This window comes from Hyphococcus luteus (assembly GCF_002943565.1).
In the GTDB taxonomy this organism is placed as follows: Bacteria; Pseudomonadota; Alphaproteobacteria; order Caulobacterales; family Parvularculaceae; genus Hyphococcus; species Hyphococcus luteus.
The window spans coordinates 18342-39621 of the sequence record NZ_PJCH01000013.1; the positions used below are offsets into that span (position 1 = coordinate 18342).

Here is a 21280-nt window from a genome sequence, read left to right on the forward strand (position 1 = left end):
CTCGATGTTAGTGAACGATCTTAGAACCGTCGTCCCCGCCGTCATCGCCGTCTTCCTTGCCGGGTGCGTATCGAAGCCGGCGCCGCACGCGCTGACCCCTCCCGACGGCGCGGGCGGAGCTTTCGCCAACGTCTCTAAAGCACCCGTGTCTACTGAGGAGTCTCCAACTGCATGGTGGCGGCTCTTCGATGATCCCGCTCTTGACGAACTGATTGCAGACGCAATCGCCGAAAACAATGACCTCAAAGCCGCCGCGGCGAACCTCAAAAGCGTGCGAGCAGCCTTGAACGCCGAACGCGCTGTGTTGTTTCCGGCGACAACAGTCTCCGCAGGCGCCGATTATGCGCGCCTAGGAGGCGGCGCCGCCGGGCCGCTTAGCTCGGTGGATGACGACTTTGTCTATTCGACGGGCTTTGACCTGTCTTACGAACTCGATCTCTTCGGCCGGGTGCGGAATATTGTGGCCGCCGCGCGCGCCGATTTGGGCGCGGCGGAAGCAGCGCTGAACGATCTTGCCGTGATCGTTGCTGCGGAGACGGCGCGCGCCTATGCGGAATTTTGCGCCGCAGAGGTTCAGATTGGCGTCGCCGAGGAATCGGCGGCCTTGCAGGAAGAAACTTTCAAACTGACGCAACGTCTGCTCGATGCGGGCCGGGCGACGCGTCTCGATGTCGCGCGCGCGCAGTCGGCGCTGGAGACGACGCGCGCGTCAATCCCGCCGCTGCGCGCCGCCGGCGAGAGCGCCGTTTTCCGCCTCGCTACGTTGACAGGACGAACGCCAAAGACAATGCTTTCGACGATCGGGGCGTGCGACGCGATCCCGGCGGTGACCCGCGAAATTCCCGTCGGCGACGGATACGCCCTGCTGGCGCGCCGTCCCGACGTGCGACGGGCGGAGCACATATTAGCGTCGGCGACGGCGAGAGTCGGTGCAGCCCGCGCCGACCTGTTCCCGCAGGTCACGCTCGGCGGCTCCGTCACCTCGTCCGCGCTTGAAGTGTCAAACATCGGGTCGGACGACTCGATCCAGTTTTCGGTGGGCCCGCTGATCACCTGGAGCTTTCCGAACATCGCGGTCGCAAAGGCGCGGCTGAGCGGCGCGAAGGCGGACGCCGAAGCCGCGCTCGCGAGCTACAATCAGACCGTGCTTACCGCGTTGGAAGAGACAGAGACCGCCTTATCGCGACTCGGTCGGGCGTTGGAACGCGCCGCGTCCCTCGAGCGGGCGCGCGACGCCGCTGCCGAGGCCGCCGAACTCGCCTTGGCGCGGTACCGCGCCGGCAGGGACCCGTTTCTGACCGTCCTTGACGCGGACCGCACGCTCGCCGAAAGCGAAGCCGCGCTTGCGCAAGCGCGCGCCGCCGCTGCAAACGCTCAGGTGGACGTGTTCCGTGCTCTCGGGGGCGGCTGGCAGGCGCTATGGCAAAATGCCGGCTAGGCTTCTTGCGCATGGAAGTTCTGGCACACTTCGTTCTACGCCCGCTGAGTGGGCGATCTCGCTAAGGCATGCGAAGGACGCCGCCCGATGAAGTTTGCGGCCACCAGAATCGCCGTGCAACTGCTTGCCGATCGCAGGATTGCCACTGCAGGAGGAAAAGCGAGAGCCAGATGCTGTGCAATCCAAAAAAAAAGGCGGCCCGCAGGCCACTACTGTCCGGTTTAGCATAATTCGAGTGTGAGCTGTTTGCTTTGGAGGTCTGTCGCTTTTGGCGATGGGGGCGCTGTGAGGACGTCGATGGATTTGCGGCTCATGAGGTTGAGGCGGACGAGCCGCGTGAAGGATTGCGGACGGACGGCGCATTGCGTGGCCTTGCGCGCCGCATGCAGGATGAGATATGCGATCAGCGCCACATAGATTTGCGTGCGGACGGCGTTCTCGTTGACGCCGAAGAACCGCTTGATCTTCAGGTTCTGCTTGATCCATTTGAAGAAGAGTTCGATGTCCCATCGCCGCTTGTAAAGCGCGGCGATTTCTTCGGCGCTCGCATCGAGATCGTTTGTGAAGAGACGCAGGATCTTGCCGCTTTCAATACGCACACGGATTTCCCGAACAGGATCCTGAAAGGCGCATTTGCGCGATGGCAGGGAGTATCCCGTCAGATGGCCGATGGCGTCGGAAAGAATGGCCGAGCCTTCTTTGGTCGGCAGCGCCTCGATAGGCCGGAAGGGCGTGTTGCGCCGGTAGCGCGTGACGATCCGGCATCCTTGCGCGTCGAGATCGGCCCACTATTGATAGCAGAAATAGCCCATATCAAAGACATAAGTCGCGCCTGGCTCAATATCGAGCCTCTGGGCGACCGTGATGTCGTTGACATTGTCCGGCGTCACGACCGCCTTCACCGGCAGGCGTTCATGCGGATCGTAGACCATGTGAATTTTGACCGCACAGAAATCATCGGAGAACCGCGCCCAGTCGCTGCTCAGGTTCGACAGGCGAACTTTCGTCGCATCGAGCAGCCGAACCGTATCGGCAAGACGCCGCCGCGCGCCGCGCCCCGCGATCGCCGCCATGGCTTCGAAAACCCGCTGGTAGACTTCAAAGGGACGGCGCGCATTAGCGTCCGACAGCGTCGAACGCGCAACCGGCTTGCTCCCCAGATGATAGAGCCGCGCCGCGGAGCTCGATAAGCCTTCGGTCGCGCCGCGCAAGGAATCAGCGCCGGAAAGCTGGCTGAAAAGCAGCGCGAGAAACTGGTCCTTCGTGCGCAAGCGCCGCATCCGGTAATCGGCCCCGTATTCCTCGACCGCGCCCTCAAACACACGCCACGGTATGCCCTTGGCCAGCTGGTGAAACATGCTATTCTCGTGCCGCATGACATTGATCTCCGTTCGTGTCCAAAACGCCGCGAAACGTTCGGAATCGAATAGAATCAATGTCGTGCGCCAAGTCCACCAATCTTAACCGGACAGCAGTGGCCCGCAGGCCGCCTTTTCAGTCTGCGGACAATTCCGCTTAGAACTTCTTGCGGATGGTGACGCCGTAGGTCCGCGGCTCGTTGAGGTAGCCGGTAAAGCTGCCCTGCTGCGCGGTCGTCGGGAAGGATTGGATGAGATACTTGTCGTTGAGCGCGTTACGCATCCAGCCCTGGATCTCAAAGCCGTTCTCCCAGTTGAAGCCGAGCGAAAGGTTCAACTGCTCGACATTGCGAGAGGAAATCGCGGCTGGAACGTTTTCGACGGTGGCGACGTCGGACTGAATGTCCGCTTCGCCGCGCAGATACATCTCAAGCGTTTCCGTCAGCGGCTGGGTGTACGTCAACGACAGCGCCGCGCTCCATTTTGAAATCCCCGCCGGGCGCAGGCCCGATGCGTCGAAGGTCGACGCGCCCGGGACAAGGCAGGCCGCCGGTGCCGCGCCGACAAAGGACGCGCAGGGCGCATTCGGAAACGAATCATATTCCGGATCGAGATAGGTGAGGCCGGCCGTCGCGACCAGCTGCTCCCATGGCTGCCAGAGCGATTCGACTTCGAAGCCGCGTGCCGACTGCTCGCCGGCGTTGGCGAGCACGAAGCCCGTGCCGATGAAGATGTTCGACTGGAACCCCTCTATCGTCTGGTCGAAGACCGCGAAGTTAATATACCCCTGATCGAACTTCGCTTTGAAGCCGACTTCATAAAGCGTCACGTCCTCTGGTCCCGCGGCGCGGCCAAGGCCGGTCACCGGATCGGGCGGCGAGGAGTCGGAGGAGAGGTTGACCGCCGCCGCCTTCCAGCCCTTCGAATAGGTGAAATAGGCGTTCAGCCAGTCGCTGACGTCGTAGGCTGCGCGCAGCGTGTAGGTGACTTTGTCGTCTTCGAACACGCCGCTCTCGTTCGCGTTCGGGAAGTTGACCTGCGGGTCGAAAAACTGCAGCGGGGCGAGGCCGAGCACCGAGTTGCAGGGAGCGGACGGCGGCGTCGTGCAGGCCGTCGTCGAAATCGCCGTCGCCGCGGCAACCGCGCCGGCGAACGCCGGATTGCCGAGGTTCGCCGGCGTCGGCGGCAGGCCCGTGATCGTCTGGAAGGCGCCGGCGAATCCGACCTGCACAAGATCGATATTGGACAGCGCGTCGGTCAGCAGACTGTCGCCGATGACTTCTTTCTTGTCATAAAGGTAGGCGACGCCGCCGGAGAGCGTCAGCCGGTCAGTCAGGTGGAAATCGAGTTGCCCGAACACGGAGTAGGAGCGATCGTCCAACCGGTAATCGCCGAATACGCCGGTGCCGGACTGGAAGAAAGTTCCAGCCGGAAACATGAGGGCGGCTTCGAACGCGCCGAGCGCGCCTGGCGCGCCGAGCAGGGCCGTCAGGCCGTCGGTGTAGCCGCGGGCGTCCGCGCCGAAAATAACGTCGCGCGAGGAGTTTACTTTCTCGTCGAAGAAGAACCCGCCAATGAGCCAGTCGACAGTGTTGTCGCCTGTCGACGCCAGCCGGATCTCCTGCGTGAAGGTTTTGAATTCGCGATCCTGCGGATTGGTGATGATCGCCGCGCCGGAAAAGTCCGCGTCGGTCTCCGAGAAGTCCGACTGTTCGCGATAGGCGGTGATGGAGGTCAGCGCGGCGCCGCCGAGATCCCAGTCCATCTGACCGGAGATGCCCTTGCCGGTGAGGCGGTTTTCTACGCGCGCGTCATAGGCGACACTGAAGTCGCGGTCGGCGGAACTGTCGATCACGCGGCCGAGGCCAACCGGCGGCGGCGCGCCGATCGCGAACGTCGTCGCCGGTCCGTTGAAGATCTGGATGGCGCCGCAGCAGACTTCATCAATCTTGTTGTAGTCGCCGATGACTCGGAAAGTCACATTTTCGGTCGGCTCGAACAGGAGATCGGCGCGGACCGACCAGCGATCGCGCTCATTGATGTCGGAGCCGTCGATGACATTCGTATAGAAGCCTTCGCGGTTATTGGTGCTGCCGGAAATGCGGAAAGCGAGGTTTTCCGAAATCGGTCCGGTCAGCGAGCCCTTGAAAATGACCTCGTCGAAGCGGCCATAGCTCGCTTCGACATTGCCTCCCCATTCGAACTCAGGCCGCTTCGTCGTGATCGAAATAGCGCCAGCGGACACGTTCTTGCCGAACAGCGTCGATTGCGGGCCGCGCAGAATTTCGACGCGCTCCAGCACAGGCAGGTCGAGAATCGCCGCCGCCGAGCGCGAGCGATACACGCCGTCGATGAACACGCCGACCGAGCTTTCGATGCCCGGGTTGTTCGCGCCGTTGCCGAAGCCGCGAATGGTGAAGTTCGTCTGCGATGAATTCTGCAGCTGGCTGATGCGCAACGACGGCACCATAGTTTGCAGGTCGAAGAGGTCCTGCACGTTCGACTGCTCGATCGAGCGATCGTCGACGACGCTGACGGCGATCGGCACTTCCTGCAGCGTCTGTTCGCGCTTGGTCGCGGTGACGATAATCTCATCTGATTGTGCATAACTTGGCGCTATTATAGAAAACACGCCGGTGGCGGCTCCACCCATGAGTTGGCTGATGGTCTTTAAGTATGTGCGCTCTTTGCCTGATGGTTTCATTTCCGCCCCTTTCGCCTCTGTTAATGCGCATAGCCTTGCTCGGCCGATGTCGCCTGATTGAGCGTTTCTCCGCTTCGAGAATGGCCTTCGAGCCTCTAAATTCCAACCAGAAATAATCTCGATCTTTGCGATAGTCCGCATGCTGTGGACAATTTGACACATGTCTCTTTTCTCCTTGTTCCAATGTTGCGATCAACATCACAATTGACGCCCGAAATTAGGCGGCGCGCCGTCCCGAAGGGGTTCCGGGACGACGCGCCTAGCGCCTATTCAAAATCAGGGAGATTAGGCGCTATTTCGATTGACGTTCACAATGAAAGTCCAACAGAGAACTCGGTTCGCATTCGGTCATGGCGAAAAGATGCCCCCGGGATGTTGCTCCCGGGGGCTAGTTGGGCGCTCACCAGGGAGGTTGCTGCGCCGTTTGTTATGCAAGAATGAGCAGGCCGCTTTCGCGACTGGCGTGTCTTCGTTGTCCTGCCACGCCACGCAGTCAACGAAGATAAGGCGGCGGCCGGCTTTAGCGATGCGCGCTCTGGCGAAGATCGGCGCCAGTTTAACCGATTTCAGGTAGTCGATATTGATGTTGATTGCGCTGGCGTTTGTCTCGGAGCCAAGGGCGCGCTTCAATTCATGCAGCGCGGCGAGCTCCAGAAATGTCGAGACGACCCCGCCATGGAGCGCCTTGATCAGCGGATTGCCGACATGGGCGTCGCCCGGCGTCATCGAGTATAGGCGCCCGTCTCCGGTTTCGATGGCTTCAAAAGAGAGCCAATGGCGGAGCGGCGAGTCGATGAAACGCGTCATGCGTGAGGCCCTTCCGCTATCCGGGCGAAATCGGGCCCGCCGCTGCCGATCATGAACGCGCCGGCCGCGCTGGCAAGCGGCCTTCCATCATAATCGACAATTTGCCCGCGTGTTCTTGCAATATTGCCGTTGATGGCGAAACACTCAGCGCTGCAAATGACTTTGGCGCCGATTTCAATCGGCCGAAGATAATCCGTTTTCAGATTGATCGTGGCGATAGCTTGCGGCCTTTGAATTTTGGCGAAGACCGAAAAGCCGAACACCGTATCGAGGATAATCGTGTAAGCGCCGGGATGCGCGCAGCCCCCCTCCCCCTCGCACGAAAAAAAAGCCGGTATCGTCGCGAAGACGCAAACCTCGTCTGCAGCGATCTTGCTCGGTTCCATATCCAAGGCCGCAAATAACTGGTGGCTCCCGGAGAAGAACGATTTCATTAAATCCGCCCAGGGCGGCGCGTCGCTGGAATTGCTCGGCGACATTCGCGGTTGCCGGATGTTCATCGTCATCCTTTACTCTTGGCGATTTTGCGCTGGACGCGATGCAAGGGGTCGACGCCGCCGAAAGAATTCGCGGCAGGCGCCGCGCCGAGTTCGACAAGGTTGGACTTTGCAATCGTCAGCGTCTCGATGAAGTCCTCGACGCGCTTGGCGGAAAGACCTTTGAAAGCGTCCTTGTACAGATTGTTCGCCGCCGTCCGCATGTCCTCAATCATGGGAAAGATCTTATCCGTGAGGTAAACAAGATTGGCGCGGCGGTCGCCGGGCGCAGGGGCGCGGCGAACCCAGCCGCTTTCTTCGAGGCGGTCGACGAGCCGGCCCAGCGGCGCCGGCTCCATATCCAGCTCGTCGGCGAGCGCCCGCTGGGTGCGCCCGTCATTGCGGTAAAGGTGAGCGATCACGAACCATTGTGCGCGGGTCAGACCTATGTGTTTGACCCGGCGATCGAATTCGCGCCGGAGAAGGCGGGCAACATCGTTAACCAGGTAGCCCGGATTGCGCTCGATCCGGTTGTCTCTTTTCTCCATCTTCCCGCGACCGCCTATTGTGCTTGCCAAGATTAATATATACTAAGTTATTAAGTCTTAGTATAGCAAATTTTTCACCGGCGAAAGCGGGGTAGAATGCGTGCGCATATTCGATCTGGGTCCGGTTGGAAGATGAACGCGGCGGCGCTTCTCGCCGCATTCATCGCCATTGCGGGGTGCAGTTCCGGCGCGGGTGAGGAATCCGCGGCGGCGCCGGCGCATGGCTTATCCGATGAAGGGGCTGTGGCTGTGAAGTCGGTCAAGATCGTCAAACCGAAGCCGGTGACGGTCAGGAATACGGTTATTGCGACAGGTTCAATCGGCTCAAAACAAACCAGCAATATTGGTCCTCTCGTCGAGGGCGTTGTAGAATCGATCTTCGCCAATGTCGGCGATCGCGTGGCGAAAGGCGATCCGCTTTTTCAGACGCGTCCCGTGATATATGAGCGCCGCGTCGAGGAAGCGAAAGCGGCGCTGGAACTTGCTGTCGCCCGGCGCAAGAACGCCGAACGCGTTCTCGAAAGAACCGAAAAGCTGCGCGCCGAAGGCTTTGCGGCGGAGGCGCGTCTCGACGACGCCAGAACCGCCTATGACGTTGCAAAAGCTGAAGTTGCACGCGCGGCCGCGGCGTTGAAAACCGCAGAGCGTCAGCTTGAGGATACGATGGTTCGCGCCCCTTATGACGGCGTCATCACCAAAAGGTTTAATGACGAGGGCGTCTATCTTTCCAATGTGTTTCGCGGCGGGGCGGAAAGCACGGTCCTGCAAATTCAGGAAAACCACATCGTCGTCGCCGTCGTTTATGCGCCGGAGCAGCATCTGGGTTCGCTGAAACTCAATCAGAAAGCCCTCGTCTATGTCGAGTCGCAGCCCGAACCGCGAGAGTCCTACGTCCTGGTATTGAGCGACATGCTCGATGTCGGCGCGCGGACGGTTGAACTGCGTCTGCCGATCGACAATTCGGATTATTCCCTGAAATCAGGCCAGTTCGCCCGCGCTGAAATATTCACGGATGAGGTACAGGTGCTGTCAGTCCCGGCGGGCGCCCTCCTTCAGGATCAGGCTGGGGCTTATGTCCTCACTCTAAAGAACGGACGCGTCGAAAAAAGACTTGTCGTCGCCGAGAAGCGGCCTGATGGAACGACGGTTGTGCGTGAAGGGCTCGACGCCGGCGATGACGTCATTGTTCCGAATGGCGAGCCGATCGCCGTCGGCGACCCCGTTGCGCCCGAGGCCGCCTGATGTGGCTCGTCGACCTTTCAATCAAGCGCCCGGTCCTCGCCGTGATGATGATCGGCGCCCTCGTCGTGCTCGGCTGGATTTCGATGGGCCGGCTTGGCGTCGATCTCTTTCCCGATGTTGAGTTTCCCTATGTCGCAGTAACGACGACGCTCGAAGGCGCGAGCCCCGACACGATGGAAACTGAAGTTTCCGATGTGATCGAGGAAAGCGTCAACACGATCTCCGGGATCAAACAGCTTCGTTCGACGAGCGCGGACGGTCTCTCTCAAGTCTTCATCGAATTCGAGCTCGAGGAAAATGTCGATGTGAAGGCGCAGGATGTACGCGACAAGGTCAACATCGCGCGCCGCGACCTTCCCGAAGACATCGATCCGCCGGTGATTGAAAAGGTCGATCCGGACGCCGCCCCGATCATGTCCGTCATGATCGCCGCTGACGCGCCGATCGGCGACATCACCACCTATGCAGACGAAGTCGTCAAGGAGGCCGTCCAGCGGCTGCCCGGGGTCGGGTCGGTGACAATCGTCGGGGGGCGTCTTCGCGAAATCCGCATATGGCTCGACGCCGACAAGATGCGCGCGTTTGGCGTGACGGCCGAAGACATTGTGCGCGCCGTCAGGTCCGAACACGCCGAAGTGCCCGGCGGGCGTCTCGAAACCGGGGGCGGCGCGCGCGAATTCGGCACCAAGACGGTGTCGGAAGCGGCGACGCCGCGGGAATTTGAAGATCTTGTCGTGGCGTTCCGCGACAGCGGCGCGCCGACCCGGATCGGCGACGTGGCGCGGGTCGAGGACGGTCTTGAGGATGAGCGGAGCTATGCTGAGTTCAACGCCCGTCCGGGCGTCTCGCTCGATGTTCGCCGGCAGTCCGGTCGCAACACGCTTGAGGTCGCCGAAGCCGTTTATGCGGAGATCGAGCGGCTTAAAGCGGTCGCGCCCGAGGGATATGAACTCGTTGTCGCCCGCGATGTGAGCCGTTTTATTGAATCGTCTGTTGAGGACGTGACCCATGAGCTCGAGATTGCGATCGTTCTCGTCGTTATTGTCACGTTCTTCTTTCTCCTGAGCTGGCGCGCCACGCTGATGGTCGCCATCGCCATTCCAACATCGCTGATCTCGGCATTCTTCGCCTTCGAGGTCTTCGACTTCACCATCAACATGCTGACATTGCTGGCGCTCACCGTGACCATCGGATTGCTGGTCGACGACGCCATCGTCGTCGTTGAAAGCGTTCAGCGCGATATCGACGCCGGCGTCGAGCCCGCGAAAGCGGCGCGACAGGGCACTGAACGCGTCGCGCTCGCCGTGCTTGCCGGCACTTTCGCAACGCTCGCTGTCTTCGTGCCGATCGCTTTTATGGAAGGCGTTGTCGGGCGCTTTTTTCTTCAGTACGGCCTGGCGATCGTCTTCGCCGTCTCCGTTTCACTACTAGTGGCGCTGACCTTGACGCCGATGCTGGCGTCGCGGTTCCTGAGACCGGAGAGTCAACCTCCATTCCTGCGCCCGATCGAAAAGTTTCATCACCAGCTCGATCAGATTTACAGCCGGATTGTCGGGGCTGTCGTTCGCTGGCGATATGTCGCGCTGGCGGCCGCGATCGGTTCACTGTTCGTGGGCGGATTCTTCGCGTCAAAAGTGCCGAGCGGCTTCACCTCGAAGGCGGACCGAAGCGAATTTCTGGGATCCATAGAATTGCCGCTCGGATCAGGCATTGCCGAATCCAAAAAGGCGATCGCATTGGCGAATGAGGCGCTGCGCGGCGTTAAGCACATCGAGAACATTTTTTTGACCGCCGGCGCCGGAAGTCAGGGAAAAGCCAATGTCATCGATCTTTATGCGTCGATTACGCCCAAGCAGGAGCGGCGGATCGGGCAGTTTGAGGTGATGGACGCGGCGCGCCAGGCGTTAGTCGCGGCGGTTCCCGAGGCGAAGGAAATTACCGTCGCTGAAGTGCCGTGGATTTCCGGCGGCGGTGTTTCAACGGGCGACGTTGAACTGGTCGTGCGCGGCGACGCCATCCCGGAAATCGACGCTTATGTCAAAATGGTCATGTCGCTGATGCGTGAGACAAGCCTTTACTCCGACCTGCGTTCCAGCTTCGAGGAGGGGCGACCTGAGCTGCTAATTGACTTCAATCGAACGCGGGCCGGGGATCTGGGCGTTTCTGCGCGCACTCTGGCGACGACGGCGCGCACCGTGATCGGCGGTGTCGACGCCGGCTCCTTTGAGGAGGGCGGCAAACGATACGATGTTCGCGTTAGGCTTGAGGAGTCTCAACGCCAGGACCGTGATCAGCTCGAACTCATTCAGGTCAGGAATGAATCGGGACGATTGATCGACCTCGCCAGTGTAGCGTCAATGCGTTTCGCCAGCGGACCTTCGCAAATCGAACGACAGGACCGGGCGCGCAAAATTTCTATCCTGGCCAATACCGCGTCCGGCGTCGCGCTCGGGACGGCGACCGAGGCGCTTGAGGCGATCATCGCCGACAACCCGCCGCCCGCGAACATGCGGATCAGTTATGAAGGATCCGTCCGCCGGATGAACGAGTCGATTTCGGCCATCATGTTCGCTTTCGGACTCGCCATGATCGCGCTCTACATCGTTCTGGCGAGCCAGTTCAACTCCTTCGTTCAGCCGATCGTCATCATGCTGACGGCGCCGCTGTCGTTCTCCGGCGCTTTCGCGATGCTGTATTTCGGCGGCCAGGAAATGTCGCTCTTCGCCCAGATCGGCCTCATCGCGTTGATGGGCATCGTCATGAAAAACGGCATTCTGCTCGTCGACCGGGCGAACCAGTTGCGCGAAGAAGGCGCGGAGACGCGCGATGCTATCATCAAGGCCTGCCCCGAGCGCTTGCGGCCGGTTCTGATGACGGCGTTCGCCGCCATTTTCGGCATGATCCCGGTCGCGCTGTCCGGTTCCGACGGCGCGGAATGGAGGAACGGGCTTGGCTATCTGATTATTGGCGGGCTTTCGTCGTCGACGATTCTCACCCTGCTCGTTGTGCCCGCCGCCTATATGGTTCCCGGCGACCTCAATACTATCACGAAGCGGTTAATTGGCGTGCTGAAAGGCGCGTTTGCGGGCGGCTCGACTGCGCCTGACTCAGCGTCCCGGAAGCCTGCGGAGTAGGAAACGGTTATGCGGCGTAAATCTGGACAAGTTGGCATCGGCCGGAAGCTGATTGTTGGGATTCTTGCTGGCGCGCTTGCGGTTTGGGCCGCCGGGGGCGCCGCCGCCCAGACCCTCGAAGAGGCGCTGTCGCTCGCTTACGCCACAAATCCGGATATCGCCGCCGAGCGCGCGCAACTTGACGCGACCGAGGAAGGCGTCGCCCAAGCGCGAGCGCGCGGCCTGCCGCAGATTACGGCCGGCGCTGGCTATCAGAAAGTCGATAATACCCAATCCATCAATGGCGAGGTTTTCGGCGTCGGCGCCGGCGCGCGCGACTTCAAGCTCGATACGGCGACGGCGCAGGTCAGCGGCGAGCAGCAAATTTTTGCGGGTCTGCGAAACGTTAATGCGATCCGTCAGGCGAAAGCGCGCGCGCAGGCCGGCGGCGCGCAATTATCCCTCGTCGAGCAGGACGTGCTGGCGCGCGCAGCCACAGCCTATTTTGACGTGGTTCGCGATACGCTCGTGTTGAAAGCTACAGAAAACAACGTAATGGTTCTAGGAAAACAATTCGACGAAGCCGCTTTCCGCTTCGAGATCGGCGAAGTCACCAATACCGATGTGGCGCAAAGCGAAGCGCGCCTTGCGGCGGCGCGCGCGCGGATGACCAATGCGCAGGCGCAGTTGGCGATTAGCCGGGCGTCGTTCGCGGAACTCATCGGGCAAATGCCCGGGACTCTTGAAGAGACGCCGGCTTTGCCTGAAGCGCCAGCCACGCTTGATGATGCAATGGCGATCGCACGCGAGCTTTCGCCTGCCATCCTCCAGGCGCAATTGCGAGAGCAGGCCTCACGTCGCGGCGTCGCCATTGCAAAGGGCGCGTTTTCACCGACCGTGTCATTGACTGCCGGCTATCAATATGCCGAAGAGCCTTCGTCTTTCATTTCAGAAGATGAACAGTTCACTTACGGCGTGCGCATGACAGCGCCGATCTTTCTTGGCGGGCTCAATCTTTCTCGCGTTCGCGAGGCGCGCGCCGTCAATAGGGCGGACCGCCATCGCATTGCTGCCGCCGAACGGCAGGTTGAAGCGCGCGTGAGGGCCGGCTGGCAGCGACTCAACGCAGCGCGCGCGAACGTCGCGTCATCGCAAACTCAAGTGCGCGCCAATGCGCTGGCGCTCGACGGCGTGCGACGCGAAGCGGAAATCGGCGGGCGCACCACATTGGACGTTCTCGATGCGGAACAAGAATATCTCGATGCGCAAGTGGCGCTAGCCAACGCCGAGCGCGATGCGCGCGCCGCGACATTTCAACTCCTGGCCGATATTGGTGTCTTGGCGGCGAATCCCGACAATATTTTATCGGCGGGCGGCGCACTAGCAAATTGACGGACAACGTGATTGAAGGCTTGACGGCGATAGCCCTGGTTTTTTCTCAACGACTGGCAATGGATGAAACGCCATGCTCAAAAGATGTTCACTGGTTGTCGTTCTCGCTTCAGCGCTATGGGCTTCCGGCGCCGCCGCCGGAGAAAAAGCGACCTGGAGCGCGCTTGTTGAGAATGACTATTTCGGCTCGACGGATAAAAACTACACAAATGGCGTGCGGTTTGGTTATTTGTCCGCGAAGGGGCGCGGCGAGAATTTCGCACGACGGTTTATGCGCGCGTCTCCAGAAGACGAAACGCGTATCGGCTTCGCGCTGGGGCAAAGCATTTTCACGCCGCAGGATACCGAGGCGTTCGAACCGCTGCCCGATCAACATCCATACGCCGGTTGGCTATATGGGGAATACTCGGTTCTTGTCGAGCGCAGTGATGATATCCTTGACATGCTTACCATTTCGGCCGGCGTCGTGGGTCCCGCCGCGCTCGGCGAGGAAGTCCAGAACAGTTTCCATCGACTTATCGATGACGACAGGATCAACGGATGGGACAATCAGCTCCGCAACGAACCAGGCTTGATCCTGGCCTACGAACGGCGATGGCGGCCACTTTTTCGAGTGTCGCGTCCCGGCATCGGCGTCGACGCGACGCCCAATGCCGGCGTCTCCGTCGGGAATGTGCTGACGCATGGAAAGGCCGGCCTGACGCTCCGCATTGGCCGAAATCTTCAAGGAAACTACGGGCCGCCGCGGATTCGCCCCAGTCTCGCCGGCGCCGGATATTATCGCGGCGTCGACACCGCGTCGTGGTACCTGTTCGCGGGCGCAGAAGGGCGCGCTGTCGCGCGCAATATTTTTCTCGACGGGAACACCTGGCGCGACAGCCTTTCGTTGGAAAAACGGCATTTTGTTGCTGATTTTCAAGCGGGCGTCGTGATCCAGGTCAAATCGCTTCAAATTGCATATACTTATGTTTGGCGGACGAAGGAGTTCGTCAATCAAGGCGCGCGGCATGAGTTCGGCGCGCTATCGCTGTCAGCCAAATTCTAGCGTGACCAGCGATGGACGGAGCAAAAGAGCATAGCGTTATTTGGAGCCGAATCACGGCGGCAAGTCATTAGGCGTAAAGCATGAATTTGAACAGAAACTCGTTGTTGATCGGCGCCATTGCGATTGCTGCGGCCGCTGGCTTTGCGGCGTGGCAATGGAGTCAACGCAATGGAGAGCCGCCTGGCATCGCGATCGCGAATGGCAGGATCGAAGCAGAAGAAATCGATGTTGCGACAAAAATACCGGGCCGCGTCAGGGAGATACTCGTCGAGGAAGGCGATTTCGTCGAGCGTGACAGCATCCTCGTCCGCCTTGACGCCGCCGAGCTGGCCGCAGCTTTAGCTCGCGCCGAAGCCGAGCTCCGGCGCGCCGAGCAAGCCGTTATCCAGGCCGAAGCCCAGGTCAATCTTCGCGTCAGCCAGTGTGCGCTGGCCACGAAAAATTATGAGAGAACGAAACAACTCTTTGACAGCGGTCATTCAACCGCCGAACGCCTGGATATTCAGCGAACCGAGAAAGAAGTCGCGGAAGCGGCGTGCCAGGCGGCGCGGGCGGAGCTTGGAAATGCGCGCGAACTTGTCGCGTCGATGACAGCGGAGGTTCAGCGCCTGAAAGCGCAGCTTGAGGAAACGGAGATCACCGCGCCGCGGGCCGCGCGGGTTTTGTACAGGCTCGCCGAGCCCGGAGAAGTCTTGCCCGCAGGCGGCCGCATCGTCACGCTGATCGATCCGACCTATGTTTTCATGACGGTTTTTCTGCCAACCGGCGAGGCGGGCCGTCTCGCGATCGGCGCTGAGGCGCGAATTGTTCTTGACGCCGTCCCTGAAATCACCATTCCGGCCAGAGTTTCATTTGTCGCTTCGCGCGCGCAGTTCACGCCGCGCCAAGTAGAAACGGAAGACGAACGGGCGAAACTGATGTTTCGCGTTAAACTGAAAATCGATTCTTTGCTGCTTGAGCAATATAAGGAGCGCGTCAAAACGGGCTTGCCGGGCGTCGCCTATATCGACATCGCCGGAGAACGAAACTGGCCGGCCTTTCTTGAACAAAGCCTTATCAACTGATGGCGGCGGACCCGACCATCATATCGGCCCGTAATGTGACGCACCGTTATCGCGGCGTCGTCGCAATCGATAATCTTTCCGTTTCGTTTCCCTCAGGAAAGCTGGCCGGCTTGATTGGGCCCGATGGCGCCGGAAAGTCGACATTGCTTGGACTGATCGCCGGGGCGCGGCGCATTCAGACGGGCGAAATTTCCGTGCTTGGCGGCTCGGCGGCGAACGCCGCCCATCTTGCCGACATGCGCAAGCGCGTCGCCTACATGCCGCAGGGTCTGGGACGAAATCTCTACATGGAACTGACGGTGCGTGAGAATCTGGAGTTCTTCGGCCGGCTTTTCGGCTTGCCCAGGAAAGACCGCGCCGATCGCATCGCCGCCCTGTTGAGAGCGACAGGTCTCGATCCGTTTCCCGACCGCGCTGCGGGCAAGCTCTCGGGAGGCATGAAGCAGAAGCTCGGTCTTTGCGCTGCGCTTATTCATGACCCGGAATTGTTGATTCTTGACGAGCCGACTACCGGGGTTGATCCGCTGGCGCGCAAACAATTCTGGGATCTGATTAATGAGATCCGGTCGCGCCGAGAAAATCTCAATGTCATTGTCGCTACAGCCTATATGCCGGAAGCGGAGCAATTCGACTGGCTGATGGCGATGGAGGCCGGACAGGTTCTCGCATGCGGCGCGCCGCAGGCGCTCAAGGAGAAGATGGGCGTAGAAAGCATCGAAGAAGCGTTTGTCGCGCTTCGGCCGACGCCCAACCCGGAGCGCCCGGCGCAAAGACATGAGAGCAGCTCGTCGGCGACGGACGGCGGCGAAATTTCGATTTCCGCACACGGATTAACGCGCCGGTTTGACGATTTCACTGCGGTCGACTCGGTCGATTTTGAAATCCGTAAAGGTGAAATTTTCGGTTTTGTCGGCTCGAACGGCTGCGGCAAGACGACGACCATGAAGATGCTCACCGGCCTGCTCGATCCGTCGGAAGGCGAGGCCCGTCTTTTCGACGAGCCGGTCGACGCCCGGGACATCGGCATGCGCCGCCGCATCGGCTATATGTCGCAGAGCTTTTCGCTCTATGGCGAGCTCACGGTCCGCCAGAATCTCGACCTGCATGCGAGGCTTTACGACCTTGCGCCGGACAGAAAGGCGGGGCGCATTGACAACCTGATCGAATGGCTTGGCCTTGCAAAATATGACACGAAAACCGCTCGCGACCTGCCGCTCGGCGTGCGCCAGCGGTTATCGCTGGCGGTCGCGGTGATTCATGAGCCGGAAGTCCTCATTCTCGATGAACCGACTTCGGGAGTGGATCCCGCGGCGCGGGACCGGTTCTGGGATTTTCTCGTCGAATTGTCGCGCGACAAGGGCGTCACGATCTTCATTTCAACCCACTACCTCAATGAAGCCGAACGCTGCGATCGCGTTGCGCTGATGCATGCCGGCCGTGTTCTCGCAACCGATACGCCCGCCGCGCTCGCCAGGGCCGAAGGCGCAGCAACGCTTGATGACGCCTTCGTTTCGGTGCTGATGCGCGCCGCCGGGGAGCGCACGGATGAAGTGCGCCGTAATGCAGAAGGGCTCGGCCGGGCCGCCGAGAGCGCAGCCGCGCGCCGCAATCTGTCGCGCAGGTTCTCTCCGTCGCGTATCGTCGCCTACGCGCATCGGGAGGCGCTTGAGCTGCGTCGCGATCCGATCCGCCTCACTTTCGCCGTGCTGGGAACGGCGATCCTGATGGTCATCTTCGGATATGGCATTACGCTTGACGTCGAAGACATCCCTTATGCCGTCCTCGATTATGACCAGACGCCCGGCAGCCGCGAATATTTGCGCAGCTTTTCCGGGTCGCGTTACTTTCTCGAAAAAGAGCCGATCGCAGACATGGCGGCGCTCGACCGGCGTCTGAAATCGAACGATATCAGCGTCGCCATTATCGTGCCGGACGGTTTCGGCAAGGACGTAAAAAGCGGGCGTCCGGCGGAAGTTTCGGTCTGGATTGACGGCGCGATGCCGTTCCGCGCGACGACTATCCGCGGTTATGTCGAGGCGCTGCATCAATATTACCTGCTAGACCTGATCAGCGGCGGGACGGCGCCGACAAGTGCGGCGTCGCCTGTCAGAGTTGAACCGCGCTTCCGATACAATCAAAGCTTTGAAAGCATCAATGCGATGGCGCCGGCAGTCATCGCATTGCTGCTCTTGTTCATTCCCGCCATGTTGACGGCCGTCGGCGTGGTTCGAGAAAAGGAACTCGGCTCGATCACGAATTTTTATGTGACGCCGGTGACGCGCGTCGAATTCCTTCTGGGCAAGCAGCTTCCCTATGTGGCGCTCGGCATCCTCAATTTCCTGTTTCTCACTTTTATGTCGGTTTATCTTTTCAACGTGCCGGTCAAGGGCAGCTTTCTCACCTTGCTGCTCGGAAGCTTCCTCTATGTGGGTGGGGCTACGGCGTTCGGTCTGTTTGTCTCGACTTTCACCAGAACGCAGGTCGCCGCGCTTTTCGGCTCGGCCCTTTTGACGATGATCCCGGCGACGATGTTTTCCGGCCTTATCCATCCAGTCACGTCGCTGGAAGGCGCCGCCAGGGCCGTCGGACAAGGGTTTCCCATGACCTATTTCCTCAAAGTGTCGCAGGGCGTCTTCATGAAGGATCTGGGTTTTATGGAGCTGCGCGCGCATCTTGTCGCGCTCGCCATATTTATTCCGGTGTTGATCGGGCTTAGCGCAATGCTTTTGTCTAAGCAGTCAAGGTGACGATGAGAGCGCTTAAGAACATCTTCTATCTAGGACGCAAGGAGCTTTATAGCTTCGTCAATGATACGATGTTGCTGGTCTTCGTCGCCTACGCATTTTCCTTCAGCATCTACACGGCGGCGCGCGGCGTTTCGTTTGAGTTGCGCAACGCGCCCGTGGCGATTGTCGATCTCGACCGATCCCAGCTTTCACGGCGCATCGCGTCGGCATTGACGCCGCCCTATTTCATGACCCCTGAGGAAATTTCATTTAACGAAATCGACGAAAACATGGACTTCGGGCGCTATACCTTTGTCCTGGTCATTCCGGAGCGTTTCGAGGCCGACGTCATCGCGGGCGAGCAACCCGAATTGCAGATCAATATCGATGCGACCGTCGTCGCCCATGCGGGCATCGGTGCGGGCTACCTTCAAACGATCATTACGCGCGAAGTGATGGATTTTTTAGACCGAAGCGAAGGCCGGATCGATTTGCCTGTAACGATCGAGCCGCGGATCATGTTCAATCCGAATATGAACCAGGAATGGTTCATCAGCGTCATGCAAATTATCAATCATGTCACGCTGCTGGCGATCATTCTGACCGGCGCGGCGCTAATTCGCGAGCGCGAGCGCGGCACGGTCGATCATTTGTTGGTGATGCCGGTCACGCCGGCGGAGATCATGGCGGCGAAATGCTGGGCGAATGGCCTGGTCATTCTCATCGCCGCAGCATTCGCACTGATCGTCATGGTTCAGATCGTCCTTCAGGTTCCGATCGCCGGATCGGTTCCGCTGTTTTTGACAGGCGCCGCCGTTTACCTGTTCTCGGCGACCGCGATAGGCGTGTTTCTCGGCACGATTGCGCGTTCAATGCCCCAATTGTCAGTAAGCGACGCCCGGACCCCACCTGTTCTTGACGGTCGGCGTGGGCCATCATTGTCTCATTGATGAATTTCCGCTTTGAGGCATTTGATTTTGACCAGTGATAGAACGCATTCCGACCATGAGCGGAATCCCGAACGTGACCATCGCCGCCGCGCGCGGCGTGAAGATTTTGTTGAGGTCGTTGTGGATGATGACGCCGGCGACCAGCCGCGGGGCGAAGATCGTTATCGTTCGGGGCGTGCGCGCCGTTTTGACCGTGATAACAGCTCGCCGATTGAGATAGAGGTCGGCGGGGCGACGGTGCGGGTTCTCCCGCGGACGGACCGGGTGCTGTTGAATATCGTGCTCGATGCGCTGCGCGGGCGGCGCTGACCAGCCCATGATCAACGGACATGCGCCGAAGCGCTTTTATCTCTATGCGAAGCCGGTCGACTTCCGCAAAGGCCATCAGGGCCTGTCGGTGATCGTCCAGGAAATCACCAAGATTGATCTGTTCTCCGGCGCGGCGTTCATCTTCCGGCCGAAAAACGCACACGCGGTGAAGATTTTGACCTGGGACAGCTCCGGGCTCGTGCTTGTGCATAAAAAGATCGAAGACCGGTCGTTTCGCTGGCCGCCGATTAATGACGGCGTGATGTCGCTGTCGCCGGTTCAGTTCAGCGCGCTTGTGGAAGGCATTGACTGGAGAAAAGTGCATACGGCGCGCCGAACGAGAAAGCCTAAAATTATCGCTTGAGTTTATCAAAAACTTGTTGGGAAAGAAAGCGAAACAGCGCACATTAATGTGCATGGATTTTCGCCTTGATCAGCTTCCTGACGATGCAGATGCGCTGAAGGCGATCATCGCTGCGCTGACGGTCGAAGCGCAGGCCGAAAAGGAAAAACTCACATCGGAAATCGCCGATCGCGACTGCAGCCTTGCGGAACGCGACGAAGAGATCGCCGGCCTGAAACATCGCGTCCAGTCACTGCAGGAATTAAACGACCGGCTCGACCATCATGTGCGGGTCCTCAATCGCGCCCAATATGGACGGCGTTCCGAAAAGCTCGACGCCGATCAGCTGGCGCTGCTGCTTGAAGACACCGCACAGGCGATCGGCGAAATCCAACAGGCGCAGGAAGCGTTTGAGCCGGCGCTCGCCGAAAAGCGGGCGCGCAAGGCCAATCTCGGCGCCTTGCCGGCGAGCCTGCCTCGTGAAGACCAGGTCATCGAGCCGGTAGCGAACGTCTGCGCCGATTGCGGCTGCGCCCTGCACGTCATCGGCGAAGACGTCTCCGAGCGGCTCGACATCGTGCCGCAAAGGCTGCGAGTGATCCGCACCCGCCGCCCGCGCTATGGCTGCCGCAAATGCGAGAACGCGCTGGTCCAGGCGCCGGCGGCGCCGCATATCATCAGAAGCGGCCTGCCGACGGAGCGGTTGATCGCTAATGTGGTGGTCTCAAAGTTCGGCGATTATCTTCCCGCCTACAGGCAAGCCGATATTTTTGCGAGGAGCGGCGTCGATCTTGACCGGTCGACGCTGTGCAACTGGATCGGGCGCGCGGCTTATGAAGTGCAGCCCGTCTATGATCGCCTCGTTATGGACATCAAGCAGTCCGAGCCGCTCTTTTGCGACGAAACGCCGATGCCGGTGCTTGCGCCCGGCAATGGCGAGGTGAAGAAAGGCCAGCTTTGGGCGCTGGCGCGCGATCCGCGGCCTTACGCTGGCGATGAGCCGCCTGCAGTCGCCTATTTTTATAAGCCGGGCCGCTGCAAGGGGAGCGCGGCTGAAGTGCTCGAAGGCGTGAGCGGCGCCGTGCAGGTCGACGGGCTTAGTTCTTACAAGGCGGTCGCCAACGACACTCAAAAGAACAGCCCTATCGCGCTGTCATTTTGCATGGCGCATTTGCGCCGCCGGTTCTTCGACGAGATCAAGGACGGATACGGATCGATCGCCAAGGAAGCGGTCCAGAAAATAGCCAGGATCTATGAGGTCGAAGACCCGATACGCGGCAAGCCGCCAAATCACCGGCGCGATGTGCGACAGGAAAAGGCCAAGCCCCTGATGGAAGAGTTCCATAAATGGCTGAAGGCGCAAAGCGAGATTCTGTCCCAGCGTTCAACGCTGATGGAGGATATCAATTACGCCTTCAATCATTGGGAAGGCCTGATGCGCTATCTCGATGACGGCAGGCTCGAAATCGACTCGAATTTTGTCGAGCGTTCGATTCGTCCGATTGCAATATTGCGCAAAAACAGCCTGTTCGCCGGCAACGCCGAGGGCGCTCACAGCTGGGCCCGGTTCGCCTCGCTCCTGACAACGTGCAAACTCAATGATGTCAATCCGGAAGACTATCTCACCGACATCTTCACCAAAATCGCCAACGGCTGGCCGCAGGCCCGCATCGACGAACTCTTGCCGTTCGCATACGCTGCAAAATAATTTACAATGTCAAAGAGCCAAGCGCGCAGATCATAGCACGCGTCAATCACCGCGTAA

15 protein-coding genes and 1 pseudogene are annotated in these 21280 nt (G+C 60.0%); 10 read left to right on the forward strand and 6 right to left on the reverse strand.

Annotated elements, in window-relative coordinates; genetic code table 11:
- Positions 1 to 4 precede the first annotated feature (4 nt).
- A complete protein-coding gene (locus tag CW354_RS16055) occupies positions 5 to 1438 on the forward strand; it encodes an efflux transporter outer membrane subunit (protein WP_104831120.1) in 1434 nt (477 codons plus the stop codon).
- Positions 1439 to 1659: 221 nt separating this feature from the next.
- Here the strand turns inward: CW354_RS16055 and CW354_RS16060 are convergent.
- The 5 genes and pseudogenes from CW354_RS16060 to CW354_RS16080 all read right to left on the reverse strand — a co-directional run bounded on the left by CW354_RS16060 (position 1660) and on the right by CW354_RS16080 (position 7331).
- Positions 1660 to 2814, reverse strand: a pseudogene (locus CW354_RS16060) (IS4 family transposase).
- Positions 2815 to 2953: 139 nt separating this feature from the next.
- The gene (locus CW354_RS16065) at positions 2954 to 5500 is read right to left on the reverse strand and encodes a TonB-dependent receptor (RefSeq protein ID WP_165793771.1); all 2547 of its coding nucleotides are present in this window, start codon (positions 5498 to 5500) and stop codon (positions 2954 to 2956) included.
- Between the two features lie 348 nt (positions 5501 to 5848).
- Complete coding sequence (locus tag CW354_RS16070; RefSeq protein WP_104831122.1) at positions 5849 to 6307, reverse strand: PaaI family thioesterase; 459 nt, start codon at positions 6305 to 6307, stop codon at positions 5849 to 5851.
- Complete coding sequence (locus CW354_RS16075) at positions 6304 to 6813, reverse strand: PaaI family thioesterase (protein WP_104831123.1); 510 nt, start codon at positions 6811 to 6813, stop codon at positions 6304 to 6306. The genes CW354_RS16070 and CW354_RS16075 overlap by 4 nt, the downstream gene beginning before the upstream one ends.
- On the reverse strand, positions 6810 to 7331 hold the full coding sequence (locus tag CW354_RS16080; RefSeq protein WP_104831124.1) for a MarR family winged helix-turn-helix transcriptional regulator: 522 nt from the start codon (positions 7329 to 7331) through the stop codon (positions 6810 to 6812). Before CW354_RS16080 ends, CW354_RS16075 begins: the two co-directional genes overlap by 4 nt.
- 96 nt (positions 7332 to 7427) lie before the next feature.
- On the opposite strand from CW354_RS16080, the gene CW354_RS16085 reads away from it, so the two are divergent.
- The 7 genes from CW354_RS16085 (at position 7428) to CW354_RS16115 (ending at position 18863) form a co-directional block, all read left to right on the forward strand.
- Positions 7428 to 8573 carry an efflux RND transporter periplasmic adaptor subunit gene (locus CW354_RS16085; RefSeq protein ID WP_104831125.1) on the forward strand — a complete coding sequence of 382 codons (1146 nt, stop codon included), beginning with the start codon at positions 7428 to 7430 and terminating at the stop codon, positions 8571 to 8573.
- A complete protein-coding gene (locus CW354_RS16090) occupies positions 8573 to 11707 on the forward strand; it encodes an efflux RND transporter permease subunit (RefSeq protein WP_207764856.1) in 3135 nt (1044 codons plus the stop codon). The genes CW354_RS16085 and CW354_RS16090 overlap by 1 nt, the downstream gene beginning before the upstream one ends.
- Before the next feature lie 9 nt (positions 11708 to 11716).
- Positions 11717 to 13078 carry a TolC family outer membrane protein gene (locus tag CW354_RS16095; RefSeq protein WP_104831127.1) on the forward strand — a complete coding sequence of 454 codons (1362 nt, stop codon included), beginning with the start codon at positions 11717 to 11719 and terminating at the stop codon, positions 13076 to 13078.
- 73 nt (positions 13079 to 13151) lie between these two features.
- Positions 13152 to 14123, forward strand: coding sequence for a lipid A deacylase LpxR family protein (locus CW354_RS16100; RefSeq protein ID WP_104831128.1), 972 nt, complete (start codon positions 13152 to 13154; stop codon positions 14121 to 14123).
- Positions 14124 to 14203: 80 nt separating this feature from the next.
- Entirely contained in the window at positions 14204 to 15187 is a 984-nt protein-coding gene (locus CW354_RS16105) for an HlyD family secretion protein (RefSeq protein ID WP_104831129.1), read from the forward strand.
- Positions 15187 to 17934 carry a ribosome-associated ATPase/putative transporter RbbA gene (rbbA, locus tag CW354_RS16110; RefSeq protein WP_104831130.1) on the forward strand — a complete coding sequence of 916 codons (2748 nt, stop codon included), beginning with the start codon at positions 15187 to 15189 and terminating at the stop codon, positions 17932 to 17934. Before CW354_RS16105 ends, rbbA begins: the two co-directional genes overlap by 1 nt.
- Positions 17935 to 17936: 2 nt before the next feature.
- The gene (locus tag CW354_RS16115) at positions 17937 to 18863 is read left to right on the forward strand and encodes an ABC transporter permease (RefSeq protein WP_104831131.1); all 927 of its coding nucleotides are present in this window, start codon (positions 17937 to 17939) and stop codon (positions 18861 to 18863) included.
- On the opposite strand, the gene CW354_RS23150 is transcribed toward CW354_RS16115, so the two are convergent.
- On the reverse strand, positions 18849 to 19181 hold the full coding sequence (locus CW354_RS23150) for a hypothetical protein (RefSeq protein WP_104830365.1): 333 nt from the start codon (positions 19179 to 19181) through the stop codon (positions 18849 to 18851). The genes CW354_RS16115 and CW354_RS23150 overlap by 15 nt on opposite strands.
- Here CW354_RS23150 and tnpB point away from each other — a divergent pair.
- The gene (gene tnpB / locus CW354_RS16125; protein ID WP_104829984.1) at positions 19180 to 19536 is read left to right on the forward strand and encodes an IS66 family insertion sequence element accessory protein TnpB; all 357 of its coding nucleotides are present in this window, start codon (positions 19180 to 19182) and stop codon (positions 19534 to 19536) included. The two genes, CW354_RS23150 and tnpB, sit on opposite strands and share 2 nt — an antisense overlap.
- Before the next feature lie 52 nt (positions 19537 to 19588).
- Positions 19589 to 21223: an IS66 family transposase gene (gene tnpC / locus CW354_RS16130; protein WP_104828937.1), complete on the forward strand. Its 1635-nt coding sequence runs from the start codon at positions 19589 to 19591 to the stop codon at positions 21221 to 21223.
- The last annotated feature ends 57 nt before the right edge of the window (positions 21224 to 21280 follow it).

Bases quoted from the DNA above. Each gene is read 5' to 3' on its own strand.
- CW354_RS16055 (WP_104831120.1), top strand. From the start codon at position 5: ATGTTAGTGAACGATCTTAGAACCGTCGTCCCCGCCGTCATCGCCGTC.
- CW354_RS16065 (WP_165793771.1), bottom strand. From the start codon at position 5,500: ATGAAACCATCAGGCAAAGAGCGCACATACTTAAAGACCATCAGCCAA.
- CW354_RS16070 (WP_104831122.1), bottom strand. From the start codon at position 6,307: ATGACGCGTTTCATCGACTCGCCGCTCCGCCATTGGCTCTCTTTTGAA.
- CW354_RS16075 (WP_104831123.1), bottom strand. From the start codon at position 6,813: ATGACGATGAACATCCGGCAACCGCGAATGTCGCCGAGCAATTCCAGC.
- CW354_RS16080 (WP_104831124.1), bottom strand. From the start codon at position 7,331: ATGGAGAAAAGAGACAACCGGATCGAGCGCAATCCGGGCTACCTGGTT.
- CW354_RS16085 (WP_104831125.1), top strand. From the start codon at position 7,428: ATGCGTGCGCATATTCGATCTGGGTCCGGTTGGAAGATGAACGCGGCG.
- CW354_RS16090 (WP_207764856.1), top strand. From the start codon at position 8,573: ATGTGGCTCGTCGACCTTTCAATCAAGCGCCCGGTCCTCGCCGTGATG.
- CW354_RS16095 (WP_104831127.1), top strand. From the start codon at position 11,717: ATGCGGCGTAAATCTGGACAAGTTGGCATCGGCCGGAAGCTGATTGTT.
- CW354_RS16100 (WP_104831128.1), top strand. From the start codon at position 13,152: ATGCTCAAAAGATGTTCACTGGTTGTCGTTCTCGCTTCAGCGCTATGG.
- CW354_RS16105 (WP_104831129.1), top strand. From the start codon at position 14,204: ATGAATTTGAACAGAAACTCGTTGTTGATCGGCGCCATTGCGATTGCT.
- rbbA (WP_104831130.1), top strand. From the start codon at position 15,187: ATGGCGGCGGACCCGACCATCATATCGGCCCGTAATGTGACGCACCGT.
- CW354_RS16115 (WP_104831131.1), top strand. From the start codon at position 17,937: ATGAGAGCGCTTAAGAACATCTTCTATCTAGGACGCAAGGAGCTTTAT.
- tnpB (WP_104829984.1), top strand. From the start codon at position 19,180: ATGATCAACGGACATGCGCCGAAGCGCTTTTATCTCTATGCGAAGCCG.
- CW354_RS23150 (WP_104830365.1), bottom strand. From the start codon at position 19,181: ATGGGCTGGTCAGCGCCGCCCGCGCAGCGCATCGAGCACGATATTCAA.
- tnpC (WP_104828937.1), top strand. From the start codon at position 19,589: ATGGATTTTCGCCTTGATCAGCTTCCTGACGATGCAGATGCGCTGAAG.